Below are 24,184 nucleotides of genomic sequence, written 5' to 3'. Positions count from 1 at the left end.
TATCATCTCGGCACGAACTGATGCGAGGATTGTTACATGGGTGTAGTGGCCAAGCGGTCGTCGATGATCTTCTATTCCGGAGGGGATGACCATTTCAGTCATCGTGTGCGAATCGTGCTTGCCGAGAAGGGCGTGGCGGTCGATATCGTCGAGGTTACCGACGAACAGCACCCTGAGGAACTCGCCGACCTCAACCCCTACAACAGCGTGCCCACATTGCTCGACCGCGATCTGGTGCTCTATGAATCCAAGGTGATGATGGAGTACCTCGACGAGCGCTTCCCGCATCCGCCTCTGCTGCCGGTCTATCCCGTGGCACGCGCCAAGAGCCGCCTTTGGATGCATCGCATCGAGCGCGAATGGTGTCCGCTGGTCGAACAGGTCCAGAGTGGCGCGAAGAAGGATATCGAGAAAGCGCGCAAGGAACTTCGCGAGAGTCTGGTCGGCATTTCGCCGATCTTCGAAGACATGCCCTATTTCATGAGTGAGGAGTTTACCTTGGTAGACTGCTGCCTGGCCCCGATACTCTGGCGCTTGCCGGCGTTGGGCATCGAACTGCCCGAAAAGCAGGTCAAGCCCTTGATGAGCTATATGGAACGCCTGTTCGACCGTGATGGCTTCAAGGCGGCACTCAGCGAGAATGAACGCGAGATGCGCCCCTGAATTTCGACCCGGTGATGACCGAGTCCCCGACCCAGGAGGGCCAAATGATGCAATCGAGCCGTCCCTATATTGCCAGGGCCCTTTACCAGTGGCTGCTGGATAATGACCTGACCCCTTATATCGTCGTCGACGCCGAGCAGCCCGGGGTCGAGGTTCCCCGGCAGTTCGTACAGAATGGCCAGATCGTGCTGAATCTGGCACCCACTGCGGTGCGTGACTTCAGCATGGAGAACGAAGCGGTGAGCTTCTCTGCGCGTTTCGGTGGTCGACCTATGCAGGTGATGGTGCCTATCGAGGCACTGATCGCGATCTATGCCCGTGAAAACGGTGTAGGCATGGTGTTTGGTCATGAGCCGGTGATCCCGGCCGAAGCCACCGAGGCAGAGGAGAAGGGGCCTTGGCTCAACGAGGTGGAAAATGCCGGCGATAGCGCTGATGACACCTCGCAGGAAGAGCCGCCTCAGGAAGAGGGGCAGGGCGATGAGGCCCCACCGCGGAAAGGGCGTCCCTCTTTGCGGGTCATAAAATGACCCGCAAATGATCGGGTTGCCATGTTCTGCACAGGTTGGGCAATGACACCAAATGGCAGGCCACTGGCCTGCCATTTGGCGTTCAGGGGGGAGGCGCTCAGTCCAGGTAGTCGAAGACCTTGACGATGCGTTGCATGCCGCCGACGCTGGAGACAGCCTGGACGATGCGCTCTGCCTCGTTGCGAGTGACGATGCCCATCAGGTAGACGCTGTTGTTCTCGACGACCACCCGGATACGTCCAGAGTCGATATCCTCGTTGGCCGCCAGGCTGGTACGGACACGGGTCCGCAGCCAGGTATCGGAGAGGCGCTGGCTGGCCGGCAGGTTGGCGGCGATGGCGAGTTCGTTGTGCACATCGCGGACGTTACGCACCTTGCTGGCGATCTCCTTGGCCTTTACCTTGAGTTCCTCGCTGGGAACCTGGCCGGTGAGCAGCACAACGCCGTTGAAGCTGTCGACATTGATGCGGGCATCGCTCAGCCGTGCATCGGTGCGGCCGAGGTTGTGACCGACTTTGGTTTCGATGCTCTCGTCCTCGACCTGGGCTCCGAAGGTGCGTTCGCCGTAGTTCTCATCGAAGGTGCCGGGGTTGGTAATGCCGGTCACGGTGGTACAGCCGGCGAGACCGATGCCGAGGGTGAGCAGCAGGGTCGTGAGAAGGGCCTTCCTTTTCATGGCGTTCACTCGCTAGTTCCGAAGAGTTGTTCGTCGATCAGGTCGCATAGGCAGTGGATCGCCAGCAGGTGGACCTCTTGAATGCGTGCCGTGGATGTCGCCGGCACTCGAATCTCGCAGTCATCTTGTCCTAGCAATGACGCCATGTCGCCGCCGTCTCGTCCGGTCAGGGCCACTACCGCCATGTCACGGTCATGGGCGGCCTGTATCGCCTGGATGACGTTGGCGGAATTGCCGCTGGTGGAGATTGCCAGCAGGATGTCGCCAGGTTGGCCCAGAGCGCGGATCTGCTTGGAAAAGACATCGTTGTAACTGTAGTCGTTGGCGATCGAGGTCAGAGTCGAGGTGTCGGTGGTTAGGGCCAGGGCCGGCAGGCTGGGCCGCTCTCGCTCGAAGCGGTTGAGCAACTCCGAGGAAAAATGCTGGCTGTCGCCCGCGCTGCCGCCATTGCCGCAAGCCAGGATCTTGCCCTCGTTGACCAGACACTGGACCATCATCTGGCTGGCCACCTCGATGAAGGGCGGCAGCACCTCACTGGCGTAGGTCTTGGTATCGATACTGGCATTGAAGTGGCCGAGAATGCGCTGCTGGAAATCCATGCGGGTTACTGGTCCTTTTCGCAGAGGGGCTTGATCGTTCAGGACGCTTCGAAGGCATCCGTCACCCATTCGATCTCTAGGTCCGGGGGCGTGCCGGTCACGGCCATTACATCGAAGCGGCAGGGACATAATAGCCCGTTGCGCTGGAGATAAAAACGCGCCGCCCGGATCAGGCGGCGCTGCTTGGTGGCGGTGATGGTCTCCAGCGGGTGCCCGTGACGGCTATCGGCCCGGTGGCGGACCTCGACGAATACCAGTATCTCGCCATCACGCATCACCAGATCGATCTCGCCGCCCTTGGCATGCTGGTTGCTGGCCTCGAGGGACAGTCCGCGTGCCATCAGCCAGCGTGCCGCGAATTGCTCGATGGCGCCGCCGCGGGCGCGGGCGTCACCGGGCCCGATCATCGCCGAACACGCCGGGGATCAGCACTGGCTGCGGCACGCCGTTGACGAAGCGGGCCCAAGGCAGCCGGCGCTGGATGCGACCATCCTCGCCGGGGCTCAGGGTGCCCGTAGCGCCGAACATCTCGACGCCGCTGATTGCCTGCAGCTGCGGCAAGCGCCGGGCCAGCTCGTAGGCATCTACGCCCATGGCTTTTAGACGGAACATGGCGGGGTCGGATTCCTCGCGCAGCCTGCGATAGCTGTCGAGGAAGGGCAGGGCCTCGACGCCTCCCACGGCCGCATCGGGTATCTGCCATGGGATATCGATAAACAGCACGTCGTTCAGGTCGTGATCCAGGCGGGGCTGCAAGCGGCCCTCGAAGAGGTGGGAGGTGGCATAGATCGGCAGGTCGCCGCTGTTGTAGTAGTCCAGGGTCGGCGGTACCTGGCGGGCATACTCCGGAAGGGCCAGCAGGAACAGCATGTCCGGCTGGGGGTTGGTCACGGCCCGACGTGCACTCTCGGTAGCCGAGGCGTCGGGGTTGTAGCGGACCGCACTGGCGATTTCGCCTCCCAGGTCGCGCCAGGTGTTCCAGAAGGCCTCACCGACGCGGCGCCCCCAGTCGTTATCCGGGACCAGCAGTGAGGCCAGGCGGTGGCCGTCTATCCAAGCGCGTTGGGCGGCCTGGCGGGCCTCGTCCTCGGCGGACAGGCCATACTGGAAGAGCCCCAGGGCCCGGTTGCGTTCGCCGCGGCCATAGTTGAGCGCCAGGGTCGGCAGCGGTACCCGCTCGCGCTGCTCGAGCCTGCTGACGGCGTCCTTGTCGAGCGGGCCGATCACCACTTGTGCCCCACGCGCGTCTGCCTCCCGGTAGAGCGTTTCCAGCTCGCCCTGGGTGCTGTCGAAGAAGCTCAGGCGAGCACCACGGTCGACGCCCTCGAGGTGGTGGGTACGAATGCCGTCACGGATCGCCTCGGCAATGCCCGCAAGGGGTCCCGACTCGGGCAAAAAGACCGCGATGTGGTCCACCTCCTGGCCGCGCAATTCGCTCAGGGCGCTGATTTCGCTAGGCAGGCGCCGGGCAGCCGGATGACCGCGATGGCGCTCGCGCCAGTCACCCAGGCGAGCAAAGAGCCGCTGGATGTCGCTGCCGCTGGAGCGCACCAGCTCGGCCAGGGCGATCCATCCCGGGATCAGGTCGCCCCCTTCCTCGCGCAGGCTGCCCAGCGAGCCGCTGTCCAGCCGCGAGAGTTGCTCCCATATGGGGTCGTTAAGGTCCTCACGCTCGGTCTCGGCCTGGACGCGGATCAGGGCCCGGGCAGCGGCGCGGGGTTCGTCGACCTCGGCCAGGGCCATGCCCAGGCGCTCGCGCAGAGTCAGCGAGGCCTCGCGGGGCAGGTCGATCTCATCGAGCAGCTGGCCGGCCTGGATCACCGCCCACCGATCTCCTTCGCTCTCGCCCAGTTCCGAGAGCAGCAGGGCCCAGCGGATTCTTGCCTGGCGCTCCAGCCGGCTGTCGTCGATTTCCTTGGCGACCTCCAGTGCCTGGGGTCGGTTTCCCTGGCGTGCTAGGATGACGGCCGCATCCAGACGCGACAGAGCGGCCTGGCCGGGTTCTTGTTGTGTGGCCTGTTGCAACAGACGCTGTGGATCGTCGTCGGCCTGTCGCTCGACGATGCCCGGTTGGAAGCTGCAGCCCGCAAGTAGCAGCGCGGTGAGCGCGGCGGCCAGAGGGCCGCGAAACGAGATCTTCATGAATCCTTCCTTGTCCCCATGTCCGAGAGCCCCCAGGGAGCCGAGATGTCCGATACGCTTGCCGGTTCATTGTACGTGGTTGCTACACCCATTGGGAATCTGGACGATCTGAGCCCCCGGGCCGCCCGTGTGCTGGGGGAGGTAGCAGTGATCGCCGCCGAGGATACCCGCCACAGTGGGCGCCTGTTGCGCCACCTCGGTCTATCGCGGCCGATGCTCTCGCTGCATGAGCATAATGAGGCATCACGTGTCGAGCAGCTCGATGCACGTCTGGTGGCTGGGGAGAGCATCGCCCTGGTCTCCGATGCCGGCACGCCGCTGATCAGCGATCCCGGCTTCGTGCTGGTGCGAGAGTTGCGTGCTCGCGGGCGTAGCATCGTGCCGGTTCCGGGGCCCTGTGCCCTGGTGGCTGCCTTGTCGGCGGCGGGGATTCCCACCGATCGTTTCCTGTTTCAGGGTTTTCTTCCGGCGAAGGGTGGCGGTCGGCGCGGCCGGCTGGAAGCGTTGGTGACCCGCGAGGAGACCCTGGTGTTCTACGAGTCCCCGCATCGCATTCGCGACACCTTGGCGGACCTGGCTGTCACCCTCGGGGAGCGCCGTGTGGTGCTGGCCCGTGAACTGACCAAGGCCTTCGAGACCTTCCTGGATGGCAGTGCCGCCGAACTGCTTGCGCGCATGGACGAAGATACGGATCAGGCCCGCGGTGAGTTCGTGGTAATGGTGGCCGGGGCCGCCCCGCGCAGCGACGCCGAGCCCTCGGCGGTGGAGGCCGATGCATTGCTCTCGGCTTTGCTTGCCGAGGGGCTGGGGGTCAAGCAGGCGGCCGCCGTGGCTGCGCGGGTGCTGGGCGGAGCCAAGAAGGTCTGGTATGGCAGGCTCCAGTCGCTCAAGGATGGGCATTGAGGCCCGGGGAGGGCGCTGGTATCCTTGTCACGGGAGTCGGCCAGACAGTCGCCGCCGCTCCGGTCCTCGGGCCGGAGCGGGGGAGGAAAGTCCGGGCTCCACAGGGCAGAGTGCCAGGTAATGCCTGGGCGGCGTGAGCCGACGGAAAGTGCAGCAGAGAGTAGACCGCCTACGCCTCCTGTGGGAGGCCGGTAAGGGTGAAAGGGTGCGGTAAGAGCGCACCGCGCGCCTGGCAACAGTGCGTGGCAAGGTAAACCCCACTCGGAGCAAGACCAAATAGGAACCCCTAGACGTGGCCCGCGTCGGGTTCGGGTAGGTTGCTTGAGGGCCCTGGTGACACGGCCCCTAGAGGAATGACTGTCCACGACAGAACCCGGCTTATCGGCCGACTCCCTTTCCGAACATCGCCGTTGTATACGGCACCTCAGCCCCTCGAACGAGAGCCACATGCCGTCATCCGCCCCTGAACAGCCCGCCCGCGGCTTTCGCCATGCCAGCGTGCTGCTCGATGGTGCCGTGGAGGTGCTGGTCCATGACCCCGCGGGCGCATATCTGGACGGCACCTATGGGCGTGGTGGTCATTCGCGTGCCATCCTCGAGCGGTTGGCGCCGCAGGGTCATCTGCTGGCCATCGATCGCGACCCACAGGCTGTGTCCGAGGCCTCTGCCATTGACGACCCACGTTTCGCAGTCGAGCAGGGCGAGTTTGCCCGACTCGACGAGATCGCGGATCGTTATGGCCTGCATGGCCGACTGGCTGGCGTCCTGCTCGACGTGGGGGTGTCGTCGCCCCAGCTCGATGATCCCGAGAGGGGGTTCAGCTTCCTGCGTGATGGCCCCCTGGACATGCGTATGGACCCCTCCCGGGGCGAGAGTGCCGCGGGCTTCTTGTCGCGGGCCGGCGAGGGGGAGATTGCCGGTGTCTTCAAGGCCTATGGCGAAGAGCGCTTCGCCAAAAGGCTGGCGCGGGCCATTGTGACGCGTCGCGTCGAGCGTCCCTTCGAGCGGACCGCCGATCTCGCCGAGGTGGTCAAGGTCGCCCACCCCGCCTGGGAGAAGGGCAAGCACCCGGCGACCCGGGTCTTCCAGGCGCTGCGCATCCAGGTCAATGGCGAGCTGGAACAGCTCGATGCCGCCCTCGAGGCGGCACTGGAAGCCCTCGCCCCGGGCGGCCACCTGGTGGTAATCAGCTTCCACTCGCTGGAGGATCGCCGGGTCAAGCGCTTCATTCGCGATCACGTGCGCGGTGACACCGACCTGCCACGCGGCATGCCGATCCGCGATGACCAACTGAAGCGGCGGCTGGAGTCGCTGGGTAAGGCGCGTCGACCCTCCGCCGAGGAGGTCCAGGAGAATCCTCGTGCGCGCAGTGCAGTGATGCGTGTGGCGCGCAAACGATACTGAGGTCGGTCATGGCACCGGAACGCTCCACGGCAATTTCCTCGTTCGGCTGGCCCCTTCGCCTGAGGGCATCGCCGCGGCTGTTGCTGGTTGTCCTCCTGTTGGCGGCTTGCCTGGGTTCGGCTCTGGCGGTGATTACCAGCAGTCATCTGACCCGTGATCAGTATGCTCGCCTGCAGCAGCTCGAGCGCGAACAGCAGCAGTTGCAGACCGAATGGGGGCAACTGCTTCTCGAGGAGAGTGCCTGGTCCTCTCCCGCCCGCATCGAGCGCCTGGCTCATGAGCGCCTCGAGATGCGCCTGCCCGACATCGACGAGGTCGAGGTCATCCGTCCGTGAGTGACGACACTCGCAGCGGCGTGACGCCGCGTCGTCCGCCGCCCATGGCCCCAATGGGCCGGTTGCGCTACGGCGTGATGATGACGCTGGTGCTGGTAGGGCTCGCGCTGCTCGTCGGTCGCATCGTCGACCTGCATGTCTTCGACCGCTCCTTCCTGCAAGGCCAGGGCGATGCCCGGACCCTGCGCACGGATACCATCCCCGCCCATCGCGGCATGATCACCGACCGCCACGGCGAGCCACTGGCCATCTCCACGCCGGTGGTCACCCTCTGGGCCAACCCCCAGGACCTACCGGCCGACGATATCCAGCGTCTGATGCTGGCCAGGGCCCTGGGCCAGGAGCTCGATGCGCTCAACGAGCGCATAGCGCGCTACGCCGAGCGCGAGTTCATGTACCTCCGGCGTCGCATGACGCCGGAGGCGGCCCAGCGGGTGCTGGAGTTGCGCATTCCCGGGGTACACGCCCGAGAGGAGTACAAGCGCTACTACCCGGCTGGTGAGGTGACCTCGCAACTGCTGGGCGTTACCAATATCGACGATATCGGTCAGGAGGGCCTGGAACTGGCCTACCAGTCTCACCTCGCCGGTGTGCCCGGCAAGCGCCGGGTGCTCAAGGATCGTCGTGGTCGCCTGGTGCGTGACCTGGCACTGCTGAAGAAGGCTCAGCCGGGAGGCGATCTCACCCTGGCGCTGGATCAGCGCCTCCAGTACATGGCCTATCGCGAGCTCAAGACGGCGGTAGCCGAGCACGATGCCGATGGCGGCATCGTGGTGATGCTGGATGCCCACAGCGGCGAAGTGCTGGCCATGGCCAATCAGCCCTCCTATAACCCCAATAACCGGGCTGGTCTCGACCCTCAGGGACTGCGCAACCGGGCCATCGTCGACGTCTTCGAGCCCGGCTCGGTGGTCAAGCCGCTGGCCATGGCCGCCATGCTCCAGACCGATGACCTGCCGCTGGATACGGTGGTCGATACCTCGCCGGGTTGGATGGTCATCGACCGTTTCACCATTAAGGACATCAGCAATTACGGGAAACTGACCCTGTCCGGCATTCTCGAGAAATCCTCGAATATCGGCATGTCCAAGCTTGCGCTGCGCCTGGAGGATCCCGTGGTGCCAGCGACCTATCGAGCTCTCGGGTTAGGACAGAGTCCTGGCACTGGCTTCCCTGGCGAGGCCGCCGGCAGGATCCCGTCGCCGGTGCGCTGGTCGAGCAGCCAGTGGGCAGCCCTTTCCTATGGCTATGGCCTCTCGGTCTCGGCGGTGCAGTTGGCCAGTGCCTTCACAGCCATTGCCAACGATGGTGAGCGATTGCCACCTTCGCTGCTCAAGCTTGGCGAGGTGCCTGCGGGCGATCCGGTCATCCGCGCTGACGTGGCCAGGCGAATCCTGGGCATGATGGATCAGGTTGTTGAGCCCGGTACTGGCGCCCGTCGAGCAATGGTGCCGGGCTATCGAATCGCCGGCAAGACGGGAACCGTGCGCAAGACCGATGCCAGCGGGTATCAGGAGAAGGCCTACCGAAGCTTGTTCGTCGGCATCGCGCCGGTCTCGGAACCGCGAATCGTCACCGTGGTGATGATCGATCACCCGCGGGGCGACGACTACTATGGTGGGGCGGTGGCGGCCCCGGTATTCTCGCGGGTGGCAGGCAATGCCCTGCGCCTGCTGGACGTGCCACCGGATGCTCGGGAGCCGGAATCATGAGCGCAAGCCCTGGAGGAGAAACGCGATGCAGCTGACAGCCGAGCGACTCGAGAGAGGCCTGTGCGAGCTCTGGCCCGACTCTCGTCGCGCCTTGGCGCAGGTCGCTCTGCCGGACCGACTACGACTGGTGCTCGACAGCCGTCGACTGACCGCGGGCGACGTCTTCGTGGCGGTGCCAGGGGTGGCGGCTGATGGTCGGGACTTCATTCCGGCAGCCCTCGCGGCCGGGACCTCGCTGGTGCTGGCTCACGATGATGGTGCACCCGGTACAGACCATCCCCGGGTGCTGTGGCTGGCGGGTCTGCGCGAGGCCCAGGGGGAACTAGGCCAGATCCTGTTCGCCGTACCCCGTGACCTGGAACTGATCGGGGTCACCGGCACTAACGGCAAGAGTTCTGTGACCCATTATCTGGCGGATCTGAGCCTTGCCCTCGGGGTTGAGGCCGGGATGATCGGCACCCTGGGTCACGGCAGACCGGGGCGCCTGACGGCTGGCCAACTGACCACGCCAGGTCCCCTGGCCCTTCAGGCCGCGCTGGGTGAGCTGGCGGCCGATGGTGTGAGCCGGGTGGCCATGGAGGTCTCCTCCCACGCACTGGAACAGGGTCGCCTGGATGGCTGTCGGGTGACCGCCGCGGTGTTCATCAACCTCAGCCGTGACCACCTCGACTACCACGGCAGCATGGCAGCCTATGCCGCCGCCAAGGCAAGGCTGTTCCGTCGCCACGAGCTCGAGCTCGCCGTGGTCAATGGTGACGATCCGCTGGCGCGTCTGATGCTCGCCGGCATGCACCGCCATGTTCGGGTACTGGGCGTGGGACAGGATGAGTCGGTGACCCTGCGTGTTATCGACTGGATACCCCATGCCGAGGGCCAGAGGGCACTCGTCGCCACTCCCGAGGGGGAGCGGGTCCTTAAACTCGGCCTGATGGGACGTTTCAACCTGGACAACGTGCTACTGGCCATGGCAGCCCTGCATGGCCTGGGCCATTCCCTGGATACGCTCTTCACGGCGGCGGCCGACCTCGCCCCGGTGCCCGGTCGCATGCAATGCCTGACCCAGCCGGGCTGCCCCACGGTGGTCATCGACTATGCTCATACCCCTGACGCCCTCGACAATGCCCTCTCGGCGCTGCGGGCCCACCTCCCGGGCGATGGACGGTTGTGGTGTCTGTTCGGCTGCGGTGGTGACCGCGATGCCGGCAAGCGTCCAATGATGGCCATCGCCGCGCGGCAACGGGCCGACGTTGTGGTGGTCACCGACGACAACCCTCGTAGCGAGGACCCGGCGGCGATCCGAGCCCAGATCCTCGCGGGCCTGGGCGACCCCGATCCTGACGGGGTCCTCGAACGGGCCGGGCGGGGCGCGGCGATCGCCCGGGTGCTGGCCGAGGCCGCTCCCGAAGACGTGGTGCTGATCGCCGGCAAGGGCCACGAGGACTACCAGGAAATTGCCGGCGTGCGCCATTCCTTCTCGGACCTGGCCGAGGCCGAGCGTGGCCTGGCCGCCCGTTCCCGGAACGGGCACTGGGAAGGGCAGCGATGAGCGCCGGCCTGCAAACCCTCGCCGAGGTTGCCGCGGCCCTGGGCCTGCCGGCACCGGCCGAGGACCTGCCCATCGGCGCGGTCGTTACCGATACCCGGCAGCTTGGTCCCGGTGCGCTGTTCGTGGCCCTGCGCGGCGAGCGCTTCGATGCTCATGACTTTCTCGGCCAGGCGCGCGAGGCCGGCGCCGTGGCGGCGCTGGTGGAACGAGCGATGGACGATCTGCTTCCTCAACTGGTAGTGGCTGACGCCCGGCTGGCCCTGGGGCTGCTGGCGCGCGCCCGGCGGCGAGCCTGGGGTGGCCCCTTGGTCGCCGTGACCGGCAACAGTGGCAAGACCACGGTCAAGCAGATGCTGGCAATCCTGCTCGAGCGCAGCGGGCCGACGCTGGCCACGCAAGGAAACTTGAACAACGACATCGGAGCGCCGCTGACCCTGCTGGCGCTGGAGCCCGGACACCGTCAGGCAGTCGTGGAACTTGGCGCCAACCATCTTGGCGAGATCGCCTGGACGACGGCCTTGGCCGAACCCCGGGTAGCGGTGATCACCAACGTTACCGGGGCCCATGTGGGCGAATTCGGCGGCATGGGCCGTATCGCCCAGGCCAAGGCGGAGATCCTGGCCGGACTGCCGGCCGACGGGGTAGCGGTGCTCAATCGCGACGATGCTTACTTTGCCACCTGGTCGAGCCTGGCGGCGCCCCGCGAGGTGCTCGACTTCGGCCTGGACCGGCGAGCGCGTCTGCACGGCGAGGCGCTGGCCTGCGACGCTGTCGGACGCTATGCTTTCACGCTTGTCCTGGATGGTCGCGAGATCGGACGCGTCAGCCTGGCCCTGCTGGGACGCCACAACGTGGCCAATGCCCTGGCGGCCGCAGCCGCGGCCCTGGCCATGGGGCTCGCGGAGAGCGATGTGTTGGCCGGGCTCGAGGCGGTGACAATGATGCCGGGCCGGCTGAGCATTTTGGAGGGTCTCAACGCCTCACGGCTTCTGGACGATACATATAATGCCAACCCCGGCGCGGTGAAGGCAGCGCTCGATGTCCTGGTGACGCTGCCCGGACCGCACTGGTGCCTGCTGGGTGCCATGGGAGAACTGGGGGACGAGTCCGACCGGCTGCATGCCGAGCTCGGGCACTACGCGCGGGAACGGGGAATCGATTTCCTGGGTACCCTCGGCGGGCCGGCGAGTCCGGCCAGCCAGGCCTTCGGCGAAGGCGGGGTCCATTTCGACGATCGGGAGGCGCTGATGCGCCACGTCCTCCACCATCTACCGTCCGGGGCCAGCGTACTGGTCAAGGGCTCGCGCAGCGCCGGCATGGAACGAGTCGTGGCTGCCCTGCGCGCGGATGCATCAAGGTGAACGCGATACATGCTGCTTTTTCTGGCTGATTTCCTGGCGCAATTCCAGAGCGCTTTCAATGTCTTCAATTATCTGACCCTGCGCATGATTCTGGGGACCCTGACCGCCCTGGTGCTCTGCCTGTGGCTGGGGCCGGTGATGATCCGCCGCCTAGTGGAACGACAGATCGGTCAGGCGGTGCGCGACGACGGTCCCCAGTCCCACCTCTCCAAGGCTGGTACTCCCACCATGGGTGGCGCGATGATCCTGATGGCCATCGCCGTGAGCACCCTGCTGTGGGGGGATCTCACCAACCATTATATCTGGCTAGTGCTGGCGGTGACCCTGGGCTTCGGCGCTATCGGCTGGGTGGACGACTACCGCAAGGTGGTGGAGAAGAATCCCCGGGGGTTGCCGGCACGCTGGAAGTACTTCTGGCAGTCATTGATCGGCGTGGCGGCCGCGGCGCTGCTCTACGTCACGGCTGCCTCGCCGGTGGAGACCAGCCTGATCGTGCCGCTGTTCAAGGAGTTCGTGCTGCCCTTGGGGGTGTTCTACATCGTGCTCACCTACCTGGTGATCGTCGGCAGTTCCAATGCGGTCAACCTCACCGACGGTCTCGATGGCCTGGCGATCATGCCCACGGTGCTGGTGGCCATGGGTCTGGCGGTTTTTGCCTATACCACCGGTAACACGGTCTTCGCCGATTACCTGCAGATTCCTTTCATTCCGGGGGCGGGAGAGCTCGCCGTGTTCTGTGCCACTATCGCTGGCGCTGGCCTGGGCTTTCTATGGTTCAACACCTATCCGGCCCAGGTGTTCATGGGTGATGTCGGTGCCCTGGCACTGGGCGCGGCCCTCGGCGTGGTGGCGGTAATCGTGCGCCAGGAGATCGTGCTGTTCATCATGGGCGGTATCTTCGTGATGGAGACCGTCTCGGTGATCCTGCAGGTGGGCTCATACAAGCTGACCGGTCGGCGTATCTTCCGCATGGCGCCGTTGCATCACCATTACGAGCTCAAGGGCTGGCCGGAGCCACGGGTCATCGTGCGCTTCTGGATCATCACCGTGGTGCTGGTGCTGATCGGGCTGGCCACCCTCAAGGTCCGCTGACCCCAGGGGGCCATTCGTCATCCGCAAGGAGCTCAACATGGTCAAGGTGCCTAAGGGAACGACGCTGGTGGTCGGACTCGGGGTCTCCGGGCGGGCCATCTGTCGCCACCTCAGCCGGCTGGGTGCGCCCTTCATGGTCGCCGATACCCGCGCTATGCCGCCCGGAATGGACGCTTTCCGCGCCGCCCACCCCGGCATCGAGATCCACTGTGGCCCGCTCACCGGCCTGGATCTCTCAGAGGTGGAGGAGGTGGTGATCAGCCCCGGTGTCGACCCGGCAACGCCAGGCCTTGCCGAGCTTGCCGGACAAACCCGTGGGGCCACCGGTGAGCCGGTGCTGTTGGGAGAGATCGCACTCTTCGTACGCGCGGCCCATGCGCCCATTGCCGCCATTACCGGCTCCAACGCCAAGTCCACCGTGACCACCCTGGTCGGAGAGATGGCCCGCGAGGCTGGACGCCGGGTTGGCGTAGGCGGCAACCTGGGGACTCCTGCCCTGGACCTTCTGGCGGACGTGCCCGACGCCGAACTTTTCGTCCTGGAGCTCTCGAGCTTCCAGCTCGAGACTACTCCCCGTCTGGCGGCCGAAACGGCCGCTTTCCTCAATCTCTCTGAGGATCATCTGGATAGGCATGGCGACATGGGGGGATATCGGGCTGCCAAGCAGGGCATCTTCCGCGGTGCCCGTCACGCAGTGGTCAATGCCGAAGACCCCATGACCTGGCCCGATGCTCCCGTGGCGGCCCTGGACCGTTTCACTACCCGGGCTCCCGAGGGCAACGATTGGGGCATCGGGTGGCGTACCGGCGGTGACTGGCTGATGCACGGTGGCGAGCCGCTGTTGGCAGCCGCCGAGGTGCGCCTGCCGGGACGCCACAACCAGGCCAACGCCCTGGCGGCGCTGGCCATGGGCCATCGCCTGGGCCTTCCGCTCTCGTCCATGATCGAGGTGCTGCGGCGCTTTCCCGGTCTGCCCCATCGGGGGGAATTGGTGGCGGACATCGCGGGGGTGCGTTGGATCAACGATTCCAAGGGCACCAACGTCGGCGCGACCCTGGCGGCTCTAGAGGGGCTCGGGCCGACCCTCGAGGGTCGCCTGATCCTGCTGGCTGGTGGGATCGGCAAGGGAGCCGATTTTCATCCTCTGGCGACGCCTCTGGCGCATTACGGCCGTGAGGCGATCCTCTTCGGCCGCGACGCCGGGCACCTCGAGGACGCGCTGGCGGGCCACCTCCCGCTTACACGTGTAGCGGACCTGGCCGCGGCCATCGTGCGTGCGGTCGAGGTTGCCGAACCCGGCGATTGCGTGCTGCTGTCGCCGGCCTGTGCCAGCCTCGACCAGTTCAGCGACTATCAGGCGCGTGGCGAGGCCTTTTGCCAGGCAGTCCGCCGCCTGGCGGGGGAGGCGGCATGAGCCGTGTGTCTCGCCTTCGTCAGCGGCTGAGTACCGCCGATCACGCCTTCGACGGCTGGCTGGTGCTGGCGTCTTTCGCATTGCTGTTAATCGGCTGGGTGATGGTGACCTCGGCATCCAGCGAAGTGGCTTCGAGCCTCACCGGCAATGCCTGGTATTTCAGCCTGCGGCACGGCATTTTCCTGCTGGTGGCGCTTACTCTCGCGGCGCTGGCCCTGTGGGTGCCGCTGGCCTGGTGGAAGGCCAACGGCCCGCTGTTACTGTTGGTGGGGCTGGTCCTGCTGGTGCTGGTGCTGCTGGTGGGGCGCGAGGTCAACGGCAGCCGGCGTTGGCTCTCGTTGCCGGGCCTGCCCTTCAATCTGCAGGCATCAGAGGTCGCCAAGTTCTGCCTGATCGTTTACCTGGCGGGCTATCTGGAGCGCTTCCTGCCCCAGGTACGACGTCATTGGGGAGCTTTCCTGCGCCCTCTCGTGGTAATGGCGGTGATCGCCGGGCTGCTGATCCTCGAGCCCGACTATGGCGCCGTGGTGGTGATGACCGGTGCGGTCATGGGCATGCTGCTGATGGCTGGTGCCCCCTGGGGGCGCTTCCTGGTGCTGCTGGTGGTGGTTGGCGCTCTCGGGGTCCTGGCCGCCGTGGCGGAGCCCTACCGGATGGCGCGCCTGACCAGCTTCGCCGATCCCTGGGCCGATCAGTTCGCCAGCGGCTACCAGCTGACTCAGGCGCTGATCGCCTTCGGGCGCGGCCACTGGCTGGGCATGGGGCTGGGTAACAGTGTGCAGAAGCTTTTCTACCTGCCGGAGGCCCACACGGACTTTGTCTTCGCGGTGCTGGCCGAGGAACTCGGCCTGCTGGGCGCCATCGCTGTGGTCGGGCTATTTGCCCTGCTGATCTGGCGGGCCATGGCGGTGGGGCGGCGGGCCGAGCTGGCGGGCCTGGCCTTCGCCGCCTATCTCGGCTATGGCTTCGCCCTGGTCCTCGGGGCACAGGCCTTCATCAACATCGCCGTGAGCACCGGGATGCTGCCCACCAAGGGACTGACCCTTCCGCTGCTCAGCTACGGTGGCTCGAGCCTGGTGGTGAGCTGCCTGATGATGGCACTGCTGCTGCGCGCCGATATCGAGACCCGCCTGGTTCAGCGTCGAGCCGGGCCCACGGCTTCACGGGAGCCTTCTCACGCAGGACACAAGGATGCGCAACATGAGTCGACGTGATGGACGTCGTGCACTGATCATGGCCGGCGGTACCGGCGGCCATGTCATTCCGGCCCTGTCGCTGGCCCGCGGGCTGGAGGCTCAGGGGGTGGAAGTGGCCTGGCTGGGCAGCCCTCGAGGGATCGAGAACCGTCTGGTCCCCGAAGCCGGTATCACGCTGCATCGTATCGCCGTGAGCGGGCTGCGAGGCAACGGTCTGGCCGGCTGGCTGTTGGCCCCCTTCAACCTGGCTCGGGCGGTGTGGCAGGCGGGGCGGGTCATCCGCAACGTCGACCCCCAACTGGTGGTCGGGCTGGGTGGCTTCGCCAGTGGTCCCGGTGGCTTGGCGGCCTGGCTGGTCCGTCGGCCCCTGGTCATCCACGAACAGAACGCCGTCGCCGGCCTGACCAACCGCGCTCTGGCGCGTCTGGCGCGACGGGTCTATGCCGCCTTTCCCCAGGCCTTCCCCGGTCGTGCCGAAGTGGTCGGCAACCCGGTGCGTGCCGAGATTGCCCGACTCGGTGACAATCCGAGGCGATCAGACGAGATGGCAGGCCGTCGCCTGCGACTGCTGGTGGTGGGTGGTTCCCTGGGGGCGCAGGCCCTCAACCAGCGGCTGCCCGAGGCACTCGTCAGGCTGCCCGAGGGGCAGCGCCCCGAGGTTCGCCACCAGGCCGGCCGCGACAAGGACGCGGCGACTCGCGAGATCTACCGTGAGCATAGCGTCGAGGCCGAGGTCACGGCCTTTATCGACGACATGGCCGGCGCCTACGGCTGGGCTGACCTGGTGGTATGCCGCGCCGGTGCCCTGACCGTGGCGGAACTCGCTGCTGCAGCCAAGCCGGCGCTCTTCGTGCCTTTCCCCCACGCGGTAGACGACCACCAGACGGCCAACGCCCAGGCCCTGGTCGACGAGCAGGCAGCACGTCTGATGCCTCAGCAGGAGATGAGCGCGGTGACGCTGGCCGAGTGCCTGGCGTCGCTGCTGGACCCCGACACTCTCGCCACCATGGCGGCACGGGCGCGTGGCTGTGCCCACCTCGACGCCGTCGAGCGCCTGGTGGCCGGTTGCATGGAGACAGGCTTTGAGTGATGAGACCCTCGGACCGGTTCCCGGTCAGGTCACACCCACGCACCCCGGACGGGGGCTGGGCATGCGCCGAATCCGGCGTATCCATTTCGTCGGTATCGGTGGCGCCGGCATGTGCGGCATCGCCGAAGTGCTGGCCAACCAGGGCTATGTGGTCAGTGGCAGCGATCTGAAGACCTCTCCGGTGGTGGCCCGCCTGCGCCAGTGCGGTATTGGCGTGGCCATCGGCCATGCCGCCGAGCATGCCGCGGATGCCGATGTGGTGGTGGTCTCCACGGCGGTGGACGAGACCAACCCCGAGATCCGCTGGGCCCACGAGCATCGCGTGCCGGTGGTACGCCGAGCCGAAATGCTCGCCGAACTGATGCGTTTTCGTCACGGCATCGCCGTGGCCGGCACCCACGGCAAGACCACCACCACCAGTCTCACCGCGACCCTGCTGGGCGAGGGCGGGCTGGACCCCACCTTCGTGATCGGTGGACGACTGACCAGCGCTGGCACCAATGCCCGGTTGGGGGAGGGCGATTTCTTGGTGGCGGAGGCCGACGAGTCGGATGCTTCCTTCCTGCACCTGCAGCCCATGGTGGCCATCGTCACCAACATCGATGCCGATCACATGGCCACCTACGGCGGCGACTTCGAACGGCTCAAGGCCACCTTCATCGAGTTCCTGCACAACCTGCCGTTCTATGGTCTCGCGATCTTGTGCATCGACGATGATCAAGTGCGTGGCCTGCTCGATCGCGTCAGCCGCCAGTTCGTCACCTACGGCTTCAGCGAGGATGCCGACTACCGCATCGAGGGCTTCGTCCAGCAGGCCGGCGAGGTGCGCTTCATCGCGGTGCGCCCCGAGGGGCTGGCGCCGCTCGAGGTGCGCCTGGCCATGCCGGGGCGCCACAATGCGCTCAATGCGCTGGCGGCGATTGCCGTGGCCAGCGATGCGGGGGTCGATGATGACGCCATCCTGCGGGGCCTGGCGAGCTTCGAGGGGGTAGGTCGACGCTTTCAGGTGCATGGTCACTTCCCGGCCCCGCAGGGCGAGGGTGATGTAATGCTGGTGGACGACTACGGCCATCATCCCCGCGAGGTGGCGATGGTGATCGACGCGGTGCGGGCAGGCTGGCCCGAGCGGCGCCTGGTGATGGTCTATCAGCCGCATCGCTATTCGCGCACCCGGGACCTTTACGAAGACTTCGTGCGGGTGCTGGCCGGGGTCGACACCCTGCTGTTGCTCGACGTCTATGCCGCCGGTGAGGCTCCGGTGCCTGGGGCCGACGGGCGCAGCCTGGCGGGCTCGATCCGCCAGCGCGGGGGGGTCGACCCCATCTTCGTTCAGGACAAGAACGAGCTGCCGGGACTGCTCGGCCGGGTGCTGCGCCCCGGTGATATCCTGATCACCCAGGGGGCCGGCGACGTGGGCGGCATTGCTCAGCACCTGGCCGATGCCGCCCTGGTGCTCGACGAGGTGACACTATGACGGATGATGTCGGCCGGGTTGTGGTGCTCTTCGGCGGGCATTCCGCCGAGCGGGATGTGTCGCTGAAGAGCGGCTCCGCCGTGCTCGCGGCCCTGATGCGGTCGGGGGTAGAGGCCATCGGCTATGATCCCGCGGATGGCGGGCTGGTGGGCCTGGAAGCCCTGGCTCCCGATCGGGTCTTCATTGCTCTGCACGGTCGGGGTGGCGAGGATGGCACCCTGCAGGGGGCACTGGAACTGCTGGGTATTCCCTACACTGGCAGCGGCGTACTTGCCTCGGCGCTGGGCATGGACAAGCAGCGTACCAAGCTGATCTGGCAGGCGCTGGGCTTGCCTACCCCCGAGAGCGTGATGCTCGGCCCCGAGGCCGACTGGGCAGCGGTGATCGAACGCCTCGGTCTGCCACTGATCGTCAAGCCGGTCCATGAGGGTTCGACCCTGGGCATCAGCATCGTCGACAGTCGCGATGCCCTGGAGGCGGCCTACCGCGATGCCGCCCGCTTCGATGCGCGAGTGATGGCCGAGCGTTTCGTCAAGGGGGAGGAATATACGGTGTCGCTGCTCGCAGGAGATGTCCTGCCGGCGATCCGCGTCGAAGTCCCCAGCGGCTTCTATGACTACGAAGCCAAGTATCTCTCCAACGACACACGCTACCACCTGCCGTGTGGTCTGTCTGATGACGAGGAGGCTGAACTCGCCGCGCTCTGCCGGACGGCCTTCGAGGCCATCGGTGCCCAGGGATGGGGGCGGGTCGATGTGATGCGTGACAGTGAGGGCCGCTTCTGGTTGATCGAGGTCAATACCGTCCCGGGGATGACCGACCACAGCCTGGTGCCCCAGTCGGCGGCCCATGTCGGTATAGACTTCGATGCCTTGGTGCTGCGCATCCTCGCCACGGCCGGGGAACGGCACTAGCCCATGGCGGCACGTGGAAGTTTCGTCGGTGTGCTGCTGCTGGTCCTGGTGCTGGGTGCGGGCGGGCGTGCGCTGTGGGTCTGGCTCGACCGTCCCATCGAGCGTGTCTCGGTGGGAGGCGAGTTTCACCACGTTAGTGCCGATTATCTGCGCAGTGAGCTAGCACCACTGATCCAGGGGCACACCTGGCTATCCGTAGATCTGTCCATGCTGCGTCGGAAGGCTCGGGAGATCGGCTGGCTGGCCGAAGTGCGCATCAGCCGCGAGTGGCCCGATGCCCTGAAATTTGACCTGGTCGAGCAGGTGCCGTTGGCGCGCTGGAATGATGATCGCCTGCTCAACCCCGAGGGAGAACCTTTCGCCTTCGACCCGATGTCGCCTCCTGCCGACCTGCCGGATCTGGCCGGCCCACTCGGCAGCGGCGCCGAAGTTCTAGGCTATCATGCCCGGCTCGCCGCGCAGTTTGCCACACAAGGGATCGAGGTTCGCCAGTTGCGGCTGGAACCCCGTGGGGCGTGGCGTTTCCAGCTCGACAGTGGTGTCTGGGTGATGCTCGGGCGCAACGATCGCCCCGCTCGTCTGGGACGTCTGGTTGCGGCCTGGCAGCGTGAGCTGGGTCCTCTGGCATCGCATATCCGTTACATCGACCTGCGATATCCCAATGGGGTCGCAGTTGCCTGGCACGGACAGACTGAGCCGGTGGTGAATGAGCCACCGCTGGACACTTGAAGCCTTAATCTCTTATTTCGATTGCCCGTGCGGTATTTCGGGTGTTTCTTTCGTGGCAAATTCGCCGTATCGTGTCCGGTGATTCGGCAATCGGACTGGTGGAACAAGGCATCTTGTTCCTATAATTGGTCCAGGCTTACTTTTCAGGATTAATCTTCCCCTTCGGGGTCAGGTTCGAGGAGACTTCCCGACTCATGGCAGGTCCATCCAATGCGTCCAATATGGTAGTCGGGCTGGATATCGGAACATCCAAGGTCGTGGCGATCGTGGGGCAGCCCACCGACGATGGCGGAATCGAAATCGCCGGTATTGGCTCTCATCCGTCACGCGGCATGAAGAAAGGTGTAGTGATCAACATCGAGTCCACGGTGCAGTCCATCCAGCGTGCCGTGGAAGAGGCCGAACTGATGGCCGGCTGTGACATCCATTCGGTCTATGTCGGCATCGCCGGCAGCCATATCAGCTCGATGAATTCCGACGGCGTCGTGGCCATCAAGGAGCGTGAGGTTGCCTCCTCCGACATCGATCGCGTCATCGACTCCGCCCGGGCCCGGGCGATTTCTGAAGGCCAGCGCGTGCTGCATGTTATCCCCCAGGAATTTGCCATCGATACCCAGGGCGGAATCCGGGAGCCGCTAGGCATGTCGGGTGTGCGCCTCGAGGCACGGGTCCATCTTGTCACCGCCGCCCTGAATGCCGTCCAGAATATCGAGAAGTGCGTGCGCCGCTGTGGGCTCGAGGTGGACTCGATCATCCTCGAACAACTGGCGTCGAGCCATGCGGTCCTCACCGAAGATGAGCGCGAACTCGGGGTCTGCATGGTGGATATCGGCGGCGGCACCACTGATATCGCAGTCTTCACTGAGGGTGCTATCCGCCATACCTCGGTTATTCCCATCGCTGGAGACCAGGTCACCAACGACATTGCCATGGCGCTGCGCACGCCCACCCAGCATGCCGAGGAGATCAAGGTCAAGTACGCTTGCGCCCTGACCCAGTTAGCCTCCGGCGACGAGATGATCAAGGTGCCCAGCGTTGGTGACCGGCCGGCTCGGGATCTCTCTCGTCAGTCGCTGGCCGAGGTGGTGGAGCCACGCTACGAGGAGCTCTTCACCCTGGTGCGTGACGAGCTGCGTCGCAGCGGCTACGAGGATCTGGTGGCCGCCGGTGTGGTGCTCACCGGCGGTACCTCGCGCATGGAGGGGGTGGTCGAGCTGGCCGAAGAGATATTTCACATGCCGGTTCGCATCGCTTGCCCACAGAACGTGCGCGGGCTAGCCGATGTGGTACGCAATCCGATTTATTCGACGGGTGTCGGTCTGCTGCATTACGCTCTACGAGAAACCCGTCAAGGGAACGGCCGCCAGGGACCTGGAGGTATCGTTCCGGCGCAACCGAGGCGCGACGACATCACCCGGCGTGACGCAGGCGAAGGGATTCCGGCGCTGGCAAAGATCAAGGGCTGGTTCAAAGGAAATTTCTGACAGGGCCGCCGTGGCGGTCCAGGAGACGGGGCTTATGTTCGAACTGGTAGATAGCGCACCCTCAAGCAGTGCGGTCATCAAGGTCATTGGTGTCGGGGGTGGGGGCGGCAACGCCGTCAACCACATGGTCGAGAGCAACATCGAGGGCGTCGAGTTCATCTGCGCCAACACCGATGCCCAGGCCCTCAAGCGGGTTGCCGCCAAGACCGTGCTCCAACTTGGCAGCGAGATCACCAAGGGTCTCGGAGCAGGTGCCAACCCTGATGTCGGCCGCCAGGCCGCCATGGAGGACCGCGAGCGTATCGCGGAACTGCTCGGGGGCGCCGACATGGTCTTCATCACCGCCGGCATGGGGGGTGGTACCGGGACGGGTGGTGCTCCCATTGTGGCCCAGGTAGCCAAGGAACTGGGCATCCTCACCGTGGCCGTGGTGACGCGTCCCTTCCCTTTCGAGGGGCCCAAGCGAATGCGCGCCGCCGAGGAGGGCATGAAGGAGCTCTCCGAGCACGTCGACTCGCTGATCACCATCCCCAACGAGAAACTCCTTTCGGTGCTGGGCAAGAGTGCCACTCTGCTCACCGCCTTCAGTGCCGCCAACGACGTCCTGCTGGGGGCTGTGCAGGGGATTGCCGAGCTGATCACCAGTCCCGGCATCATCAACGTCGACTTCGCCGACGTGCGCACCGTAATGTCCGAGATGGGCATGGCGATGATGGGAACCGGTGGTGCTACCGGCGAGAACCGTGCCCGCGAGGCAGCCGAGAAGGCCATTCGCAGCCCGCTGCTCGAGGATATCGACCTGCATGGTGCCCGCGGCATCCTGGTCAACATCACTGCCGGACCGGACCTCTCCATCGGCGAGTTCAATGATGTCGGTGCTACCGTCCAGGAGTTCGCCTCCCAGGATGCCACCATCGTGGTCGGCACTTCCATCGACATGGACATGACCGACGAGCTGCGCGTTACTGTCGTGGCAGCCGGGCTGGAGGGCAACAAGGCCCAGAAGCCTGCATCTCGCGAGACCGCGCGCCGTGCCGAGGCCGGTGGCTATCGCCAGCGTCCGCAGGCGGCGGCCAGTCGTGGCCAGGCGGCGGCCTCCAAGGCCGAGCCCGAGGAGAAGCCACGGCCGCAGCCGGAGAAACGCAAGTCACAGGATCTCGATGACTATCTGGACATCCCGGCCTTCCTGAGGCGACAGGCGGATTGATTCACGCTTTCACGGGAATAGAGGATGCCGGGTGAGCTTTTTTTGTTGAAACGCCCGTTCGGTGTTATAGTGAACGGTGTTCGATAACTAATGACTGCTTGGCGACCGACCATGATCAGACAACGTACCTTGAAAAATGTCATCCGCGCTACCGGCGTTGGCCTGCATTCCGGCAAGAAGGTTTACTTGACCCTCAGGCCGGCACCGGTGGATACCGGAATCGTCTTCGTGCGCACCGACCTAGTGCCCGAGGTTCAGATTCCGGCTCGAGCCGAGCATGTCACCGACACTACCCTGTGCACTGCGCTCTCCGCGAGCGGCGCCAAGGTCGCTACCGTCGAGCATCTGATGTCAGCCTTCGCCGGACTGGGTATCGACAATGCCTATGTCGACGTGAGCGCGCCCGAGGTGCCGATCATGGATGGCAGCGCGGGTCCCTTCGTATTTTTGATACAGTCGGCAGGTATCGCCGAGCAGGCGGCCGCCAAGAAGTTTATCCGCATCAAGCGCGAGATCGTGGTGCGCGAGGGCGATAAGGAAGCGATCTTTCTGCCCCACCAGGGCTTCAAGGTCTCCTTTGCCATCGACTTCGATCATCCGGTCTTTGAGGACCAGTCACAGACGGCCATGGTGGACTTCTCCACTACTTCCTTCGTAAAGGAGGTATCGCGGGCTCGTACCTTCGGCTTCATGCGTGATCTGGAATACTTGCGCGCGAACAATCTGGCGCTGGGTGGCAGCCTTGATAACGCTATCGTTGTCGATGACTATCGTATCGTCAACGAGGGCGGACTGCGCTATGACGATGAGTTCGTCAAGCACAAGGTCCTCGATGCCATCGGCGACCTCTACCAGCTCGGCCATGGCCTGATAGGCGAATTCCGTGGCGTGAAGTCGGGCCATGCGCTGAATAACCAGCTGTGCCGGGCCCTGCTGGCTCAGCCGAATGCCTGGGAGCTCGTCACCTTTGAGGGCGAATCCGAGAAGGCGCCAATCTCCTATTCTGCCCCGGCCATGGCCTGACCCGAAGATTGAAGAGCGGCGCTCCGCGTCTGGAAGAAAAACACCCCCGACGATCTAATCGGCGGGGGTGTTTTTTTCAGTGGGAGCCTATCAGATTGATTTCGAGCTTCGAGCTTCGAGCTTCGAGCTTCGAGCTTCGAGCTTCGAGCTTCGAGCTTATGGCTTACGCTCGGCGTGGGCAGCCAGCCGTTCCAGGGCGCTCTTGAGTCCGGGGTCATCGACATCCTTGGCACAGATCGAGATCTCGTCGGCGGCCTTTTCCGGCAGATGGCGTACCTGGCGCAGAGGAGGCTGGGTCGGTCGCACAGGGCGAACCTTGAGAGTGAAGCCGGTCACCGACTCGAAGCCAGGCAGCTGGTTCAACTGCTTGAGCAGGTGGGGCTGCTCATAGCGCAGCCGGGTCAGCCAGACGGCACGGTCGGTGATCAGGGCTAGCCGCCCCTGATGATAGCCGCCAACGAACAGATGCTCGCGCATCTCCTCGGGGAGGTGGTCTCGCAGGTGACGCTGGGCGCGTTCGATCAGGGTGGCCATGCGCATCAGCGACCCCAGTTCGCCGCGACCCTCCAGCAGCCGGGACATGGGCTGTGCTCTGAACCGCTTAACCTTTATACTCATCAGCTTGGTTCTCGGGGGCCGCGCCCCTGACGATTCGCGTCGGCCGTCAGTTCACGGCCGTTCAACCTTTAG

The 24,184-nt window shown here is 65.2% G+C and carries 23 protein-coding genes and 1 other RNA gene; 19 read left to right on the top strand and 5 right to left on the bottom strand.

All coding sequences use genetic code 11. The features are described 5' to 3' along the window. Positions 1-36 precede the first annotated feature (36 nt). On the top strand, positions 37-663 hold the full coding sequence (gene sspA, locus U5L98_RS12270) for a stringent starvation protein SspA (RefSeq protein WP_322558570.1): 627 nt from the start codon (positions 37-39) through the stop codon (positions 661-663). Positions 664-710: 47 nt separating this feature from the next. Continuing rightward, a complete protein-coding gene (locus U5L98_RS12265; RefSeq protein ID WP_322558959.1) occupies positions 711-1,193 on the top strand; it encodes a ClpXP protease specificity-enhancing factor in 483 nt (160 codons plus the stop codon). Positions 1,194-1,290: 97 nt separating this feature from the next. Here U5L98_RS12265 and U5L98_RS12260 read toward each other — a convergent pair whose 3' ends face one another. The 4 genes from U5L98_RS12260 to U5L98_RS12245 are packed head-to-tail and all read right to left on the bottom strand — an operon-like array spanning position 1,291 to position 4,610. Then, a complete protein-coding gene (locus U5L98_RS12260) occupies positions 1,291-1,869 on the bottom strand; it encodes a BON domain-containing protein (RefSeq protein ID WP_322558569.1) in 579 nt (192 codons plus the stop codon). A 5-nt stretch (positions 1,870-1,874) separates the two neighbouring features. Beyond that, positions 1,875-2,468, bottom strand: coding sequence for a phosphoheptose isomerase (locus U5L98_RS12255; RefSeq protein ID WP_322558568.1), 594 nt, complete (start codon positions 2,466-2,468; stop codon positions 1,875-1,877). A gap of 38 nt (positions 2,469-2,506) precedes the next feature. Further along, the gene (locus tag U5L98_RS12250; RefSeq protein ID WP_322558567.1) at positions 2,507-2,875 is read right to left on the bottom strand and encodes a YraN family protein; all 369 of its coding nucleotides are present in this window, start codon (positions 2,873-2,875) and stop codon (positions 2,507-2,509) included. Beyond that, on the bottom strand, positions 2,859-4,610 hold the full coding sequence (locus tag U5L98_RS12245) for a penicillin-binding protein activator (RefSeq protein ID WP_322558566.1): 1,752 nt from the start codon (positions 4,608-4,610) through the stop codon (positions 2,859-2,861). Before U5L98_RS12245 ends, U5L98_RS12250 begins: the two co-directional genes overlap by 17 nt. 45 nt (positions 4,611-4,655) lie before the next feature. Here U5L98_RS12245 and rsmI point away from each other — a divergent pair, with 45 nt between their 5' ends. The 17 genes from rsmI to lpxC all read left to right on the top strand — a co-directional run bounded on the left by rsmI (position 4,656) and on the right by lpxC (position 23,494). Continuing rightward, the gene (gene rsmI / locus U5L98_RS12240; protein WP_322558565.1) at positions 4,656-5,513 is read left to right on the top strand and encodes a 16S rRNA (cytidine(1402)-2'-O)-methyltransferase; all 858 of its coding nucleotides are present in this window, start codon (positions 4,656-4,658) and stop codon (positions 5,511-5,513) included. Between the two features lie 32 nt (positions 5,514-5,545). Continuing rightward, an RNA gene (gene rnpB, locus U5L98_RS12235) (RNase P RNA component class A) lies at positions 5,546-5,910 on the top strand. Between the two features lie 50 nt (positions 5,911-5,960). After that, on the top strand, positions 5,961-6,917 hold the full coding sequence (gene rsmH, locus U5L98_RS12230) for a 16S rRNA (cytosine(1402)-N(4))-methyltransferase RsmH (protein WP_322558564.1): 957 nt from the start codon (positions 5,961-5,963) through the stop codon (positions 6,915-6,917). An 8-nt stretch (positions 6,918-6,925) separates the two neighbouring features. Further along, a complete protein-coding gene (gene ftsL / locus U5L98_RS12225) occupies positions 6,926-7,252 on the top strand; it encodes a cell division protein FtsL (RefSeq protein WP_322558563.1) in 327 nt (108 codons plus the stop codon). A 53-nt stretch (positions 7,253-7,305) separates the two neighbouring features. After that, positions 7,306-8,964 carry a peptidoglycan D,D-transpeptidase FtsI family protein gene (locus tag U5L98_RS12220; RefSeq protein WP_322558958.1) on the top strand — a complete coding sequence of 553 codons (1,659 nt, stop codon included), beginning with the start codon at positions 7,306-7,308 and terminating at the stop codon, positions 8,962-8,964. A gap of 25 nt (positions 8,965-8,989) precedes the next feature. Beyond that, positions 8,990-10,510, top strand: coding sequence for a UDP-N-acetylmuramoyl-L-alanyl-D-glutamate--2,6-diaminopimelate ligase (locus U5L98_RS12215; RefSeq protein WP_322558562.1), 1,521 nt, complete (start codon positions 8,990-8,992; stop codon positions 10,508-10,510). Then, complete coding sequence (locus U5L98_RS12210; protein WP_322558561.1) at positions 10,507-11,871, top strand: UDP-N-acetylmuramoyl-tripeptide--D-alanyl-D-alanine ligase; 1,365 nt, start codon at positions 10,507-10,509, stop codon at positions 11,869-11,871. The genes U5L98_RS12215 and U5L98_RS12210 overlap by 4 nt, the downstream gene beginning before the upstream one ends. 9 nt (positions 11,872-11,880) lie before the next feature. After that, positions 11,881-12,963: a phospho-N-acetylmuramoyl-pentapeptide-transferase gene (gene mraY / locus U5L98_RS12205; RefSeq protein WP_322558560.1), complete on the top strand. Its 1,083-nt coding sequence runs from the start codon at positions 11,881-11,883 to the stop codon at positions 12,961-12,963. A gap of 37 nt (positions 12,964-13,000) precedes the next feature. After that, positions 13,001-14,377, top strand: a complete 1,377-nt coding sequence (gene murD / locus U5L98_RS12200) for a UDP-N-acetylmuramoyl-L-alanine--D-glutamate ligase (protein ID WP_322558559.1) — start codon at positions 13,001-13,003, stop codon at positions 14,375-14,377. Further along, entirely contained in the window at positions 14,374-15,591 is a 1,218-nt protein-coding gene (gene ftsW / locus U5L98_RS12195; protein WP_322558558.1) for a putative lipid II flippase FtsW, read from the top strand. Before murD ends, ftsW begins: the two co-directional genes overlap by 4 nt. After that, positions 15,578-16,663, top strand: coding sequence for an undecaprenyldiphospho-muramoylpentapeptide beta-N-acetylglucosaminyltransferase (murG, locus tag U5L98_RS12190; RefSeq protein ID WP_322558557.1), 1,086 nt, complete (start codon positions 15,578-15,580; stop codon positions 16,661-16,663). Before ftsW ends, murG begins: the two co-directional genes overlap by 14 nt. A 61-nt stretch (positions 16,664-16,724) precedes the next feature. Then, complete coding sequence (gene murC, locus U5L98_RS12185) at positions 16,725-18,137, top strand: UDP-N-acetylmuramate--L-alanine ligase (protein WP_322558957.1); 1,413 nt, start codon at positions 16,725-16,727, stop codon at positions 18,135-18,137. Continuing rightward, positions 18,134-19,051, top strand: coding sequence for a D-alanine--D-alanine ligase (locus U5L98_RS12180; RefSeq protein WP_322558556.1), 918 nt, complete (start codon positions 18,134-18,136; stop codon positions 19,049-19,051). Before murC ends, U5L98_RS12180 begins: the two co-directional genes overlap by 4 nt. Before the next feature lie 3 nt (positions 19,052-19,054). Next, a complete protein-coding gene (locus U5L98_RS12175) occupies positions 19,055-19,780 on the top strand; it encodes a cell division protein FtsQ/DivIB (RefSeq protein ID WP_322558555.1) in 726 nt (241 codons plus the stop codon). 194 nt (positions 19,781-19,974) lie between these two features. Next, positions 19,975-21,264 carry a cell division protein FtsA gene (ftsA, locus tag U5L98_RS12170; protein ID WP_322558554.1) on the top strand — a complete coding sequence of 430 codons (1,290 nt, stop codon included), beginning with the start codon at positions 19,975-19,977 and terminating at the stop codon, positions 21,262-21,264. Positions 21,265-21,298: 34 nt separating this feature from the next. Then, on the top strand, positions 21,299-22,471 hold the full coding sequence (ftsZ, locus tag U5L98_RS12165) for a cell division protein FtsZ (protein ID WP_322558553.1): 1,173 nt from the start codon (positions 21,299-21,301) through the stop codon (positions 22,469-22,471). Between the two features lie 111 nt (positions 22,472-22,582). Next, entirely contained in the window at positions 22,583-23,494 is a 912-nt protein-coding gene (gene lpxC / locus U5L98_RS12160) for a UDP-3-O-acyl-N-acetylglucosamine deacetylase (RefSeq protein WP_322558552.1), read from the top strand. A 156-nt stretch (positions 23,495-23,650) separates the two neighbouring features. Here the strand turns inward: lpxC and U5L98_RS12155 are convergent, their stop codons facing one another. Continuing rightward, positions 23,651-24,076, bottom strand: coding sequence for a DUF721 domain-containing protein (locus tag U5L98_RS12155; RefSeq protein WP_322558551.1), 426 nt, complete (start codon positions 24,074-24,076; stop codon positions 23,651-23,653). Positions 24,077-24,184 lie beyond the last annotated feature (108 nt).

The organism is Halomonas sp. (assembly GCF_034520545.1).
Lineage (GTDB): Bacteria > Pseudomonadota > Gammaproteobacteria > Pseudomonadales > Halomonadaceae > Halomonas.
Note: the sequence above shows the minus strand (reverse complement) of the source record. Positions and strands in the feature narration are given on the sequence as shown.

What these genes read in the sequence shown, in the direction of transcription:
- sspA (WP_322558570.1), top strand. Translation starts at nt 37, where the DNA reads ATGGGTGTAGTGGCCAAGCGGTCGTCGATGATCTTCTATTCCGGAGGG.
- U5L98_RS12265 (WP_322558959.1), top strand. Translation starts at nt 711, where the DNA reads ATGCAATCGAGCCGTCCCTATATTGCCAGGGCCCTTTACCAGTGGCTG.
- U5L98_RS12260 (WP_322558569.1), bottom strand. Translation starts at nt 1,869, where the DNA reads ATGAAAAGGAAGGCCCTTCTCACGACCCTGCTGCTCACCCTCGGCATC.
- U5L98_RS12255 (WP_322558568.1), bottom strand. Translation starts at nt 2,468, where the DNA reads ATGGATTTCCAGCAGCGCATTCTCGGCCACTTCAATGCCAGTATCGAT.
- U5L98_RS12250 (WP_322558567.1), bottom strand. Translation starts at nt 2,875, where the DNA reads ATGATCGGGCCCGGTGACGCCCGCGCCCGCGGCGGCGCCATCGAGCAA.
- U5L98_RS12245 (WP_322558566.1), bottom strand. Translation starts at nt 4,610, where the DNA reads ATGAAGATCTCGTTTCGCGGCCCTCTGGCCGCCGCGCTCACCGCGCTG.
- rsmI (WP_322558565.1), top strand. Translation starts at nt 4,656, where the DNA reads ATGTCCGATACGCTTGCCGGTTCATTGTACGTGGTTGCTACACCCATT.
- rsmH (WP_322558564.1), top strand. Translation starts at nt 5,961, where the DNA reads ATGCCGTCATCCGCCCCTGAACAGCCCGCCCGCGGCTTTCGCCATGCC.
- ftsL (WP_322558563.1), top strand. Translation starts at nt 6,926, where the DNA reads ATGGCACCGGAACGCTCCACGGCAATTTCCTCGTTCGGCTGGCCCCTT.
- U5L98_RS12220 (WP_322558958.1), top strand. Translation starts at nt 7,306, where the DNA reads ATGGGCCGGTTGCGCTACGGCGTGATGATGACGCTGGTGCTGGTAGGG.
- U5L98_RS12215 (WP_322558562.1), top strand. Translation starts at nt 8,990, where the DNA reads ATGCAGCTGACAGCCGAGCGACTCGAGAGAGGCCTGTGCGAGCTCTGG.
- U5L98_RS12210 (WP_322558561.1), top strand. Translation starts at nt 10,507, where the DNA reads ATGAGCGCCGGCCTGCAAACCCTCGCCGAGGTTGCCGCGGCCCTGGGC.
- mraY (WP_322558560.1), top strand. Translation starts at nt 11,881, where the DNA reads ATGCTGCTTTTTCTGGCTGATTTCCTGGCGCAATTCCAGAGCGCTTTC.
- murD (WP_322558559.1), top strand. Translation starts at nt 13,001, where the DNA reads ATGGTCAAGGTGCCTAAGGGAACGACGCTGGTGGTCGGACTCGGGGTC.
- ftsW (WP_322558558.1), top strand. Translation starts at nt 14,374, where the DNA reads ATGAGCCGTGTGTCTCGCCTTCGTCAGCGGCTGAGTACCGCCGATCAC.
- murG (WP_322558557.1), top strand. Translation starts at nt 15,578, where the DNA reads ATGAGTCGACGTGATGGACGTCGTGCACTGATCATGGCCGGCGGTACC.
- murC (WP_322558957.1), top strand. Translation starts at nt 16,725, where the DNA reads ATGCGCCGAATCCGGCGTATCCATTTCGTCGGTATCGGTGGCGCCGGC.
- U5L98_RS12180 (WP_322558556.1), top strand. Translation starts at nt 18,134, where the DNA reads ATGACGGATGATGTCGGCCGGGTTGTGGTGCTCTTCGGCGGGCATTCC.
- U5L98_RS12175 (WP_322558555.1), top strand. Translation starts at nt 19,055, where the DNA reads ATGGCGGCACGTGGAAGTTTCGTCGGTGTGCTGCTGCTGGTCCTGGTG.
- ftsA (WP_322558554.1), top strand. Translation starts at nt 19,975, where the DNA reads ATGGCAGGTCCATCCAATGCGTCCAATATGGTAGTCGGGCTGGATATC.
- ftsZ (WP_322558553.1), top strand. Translation starts at nt 21,299, where the DNA reads ATGTTCGAACTGGTAGATAGCGCACCCTCAAGCAGTGCGGTCATCAAG.
- lpxC (WP_322558552.1), top strand. Translation starts at nt 22,583, where the DNA reads ATGATCAGACAACGTACCTTGAAAAATGTCATCCGCGCTACCGGCGTT.
- U5L98_RS12155 (WP_322558551.1), bottom strand. Translation starts at nt 24,076, where the DNA reads ATGTCCCGGCTGCTGGAGGGTCGCGGCGAACTGGGGTCGCTGATGCGC.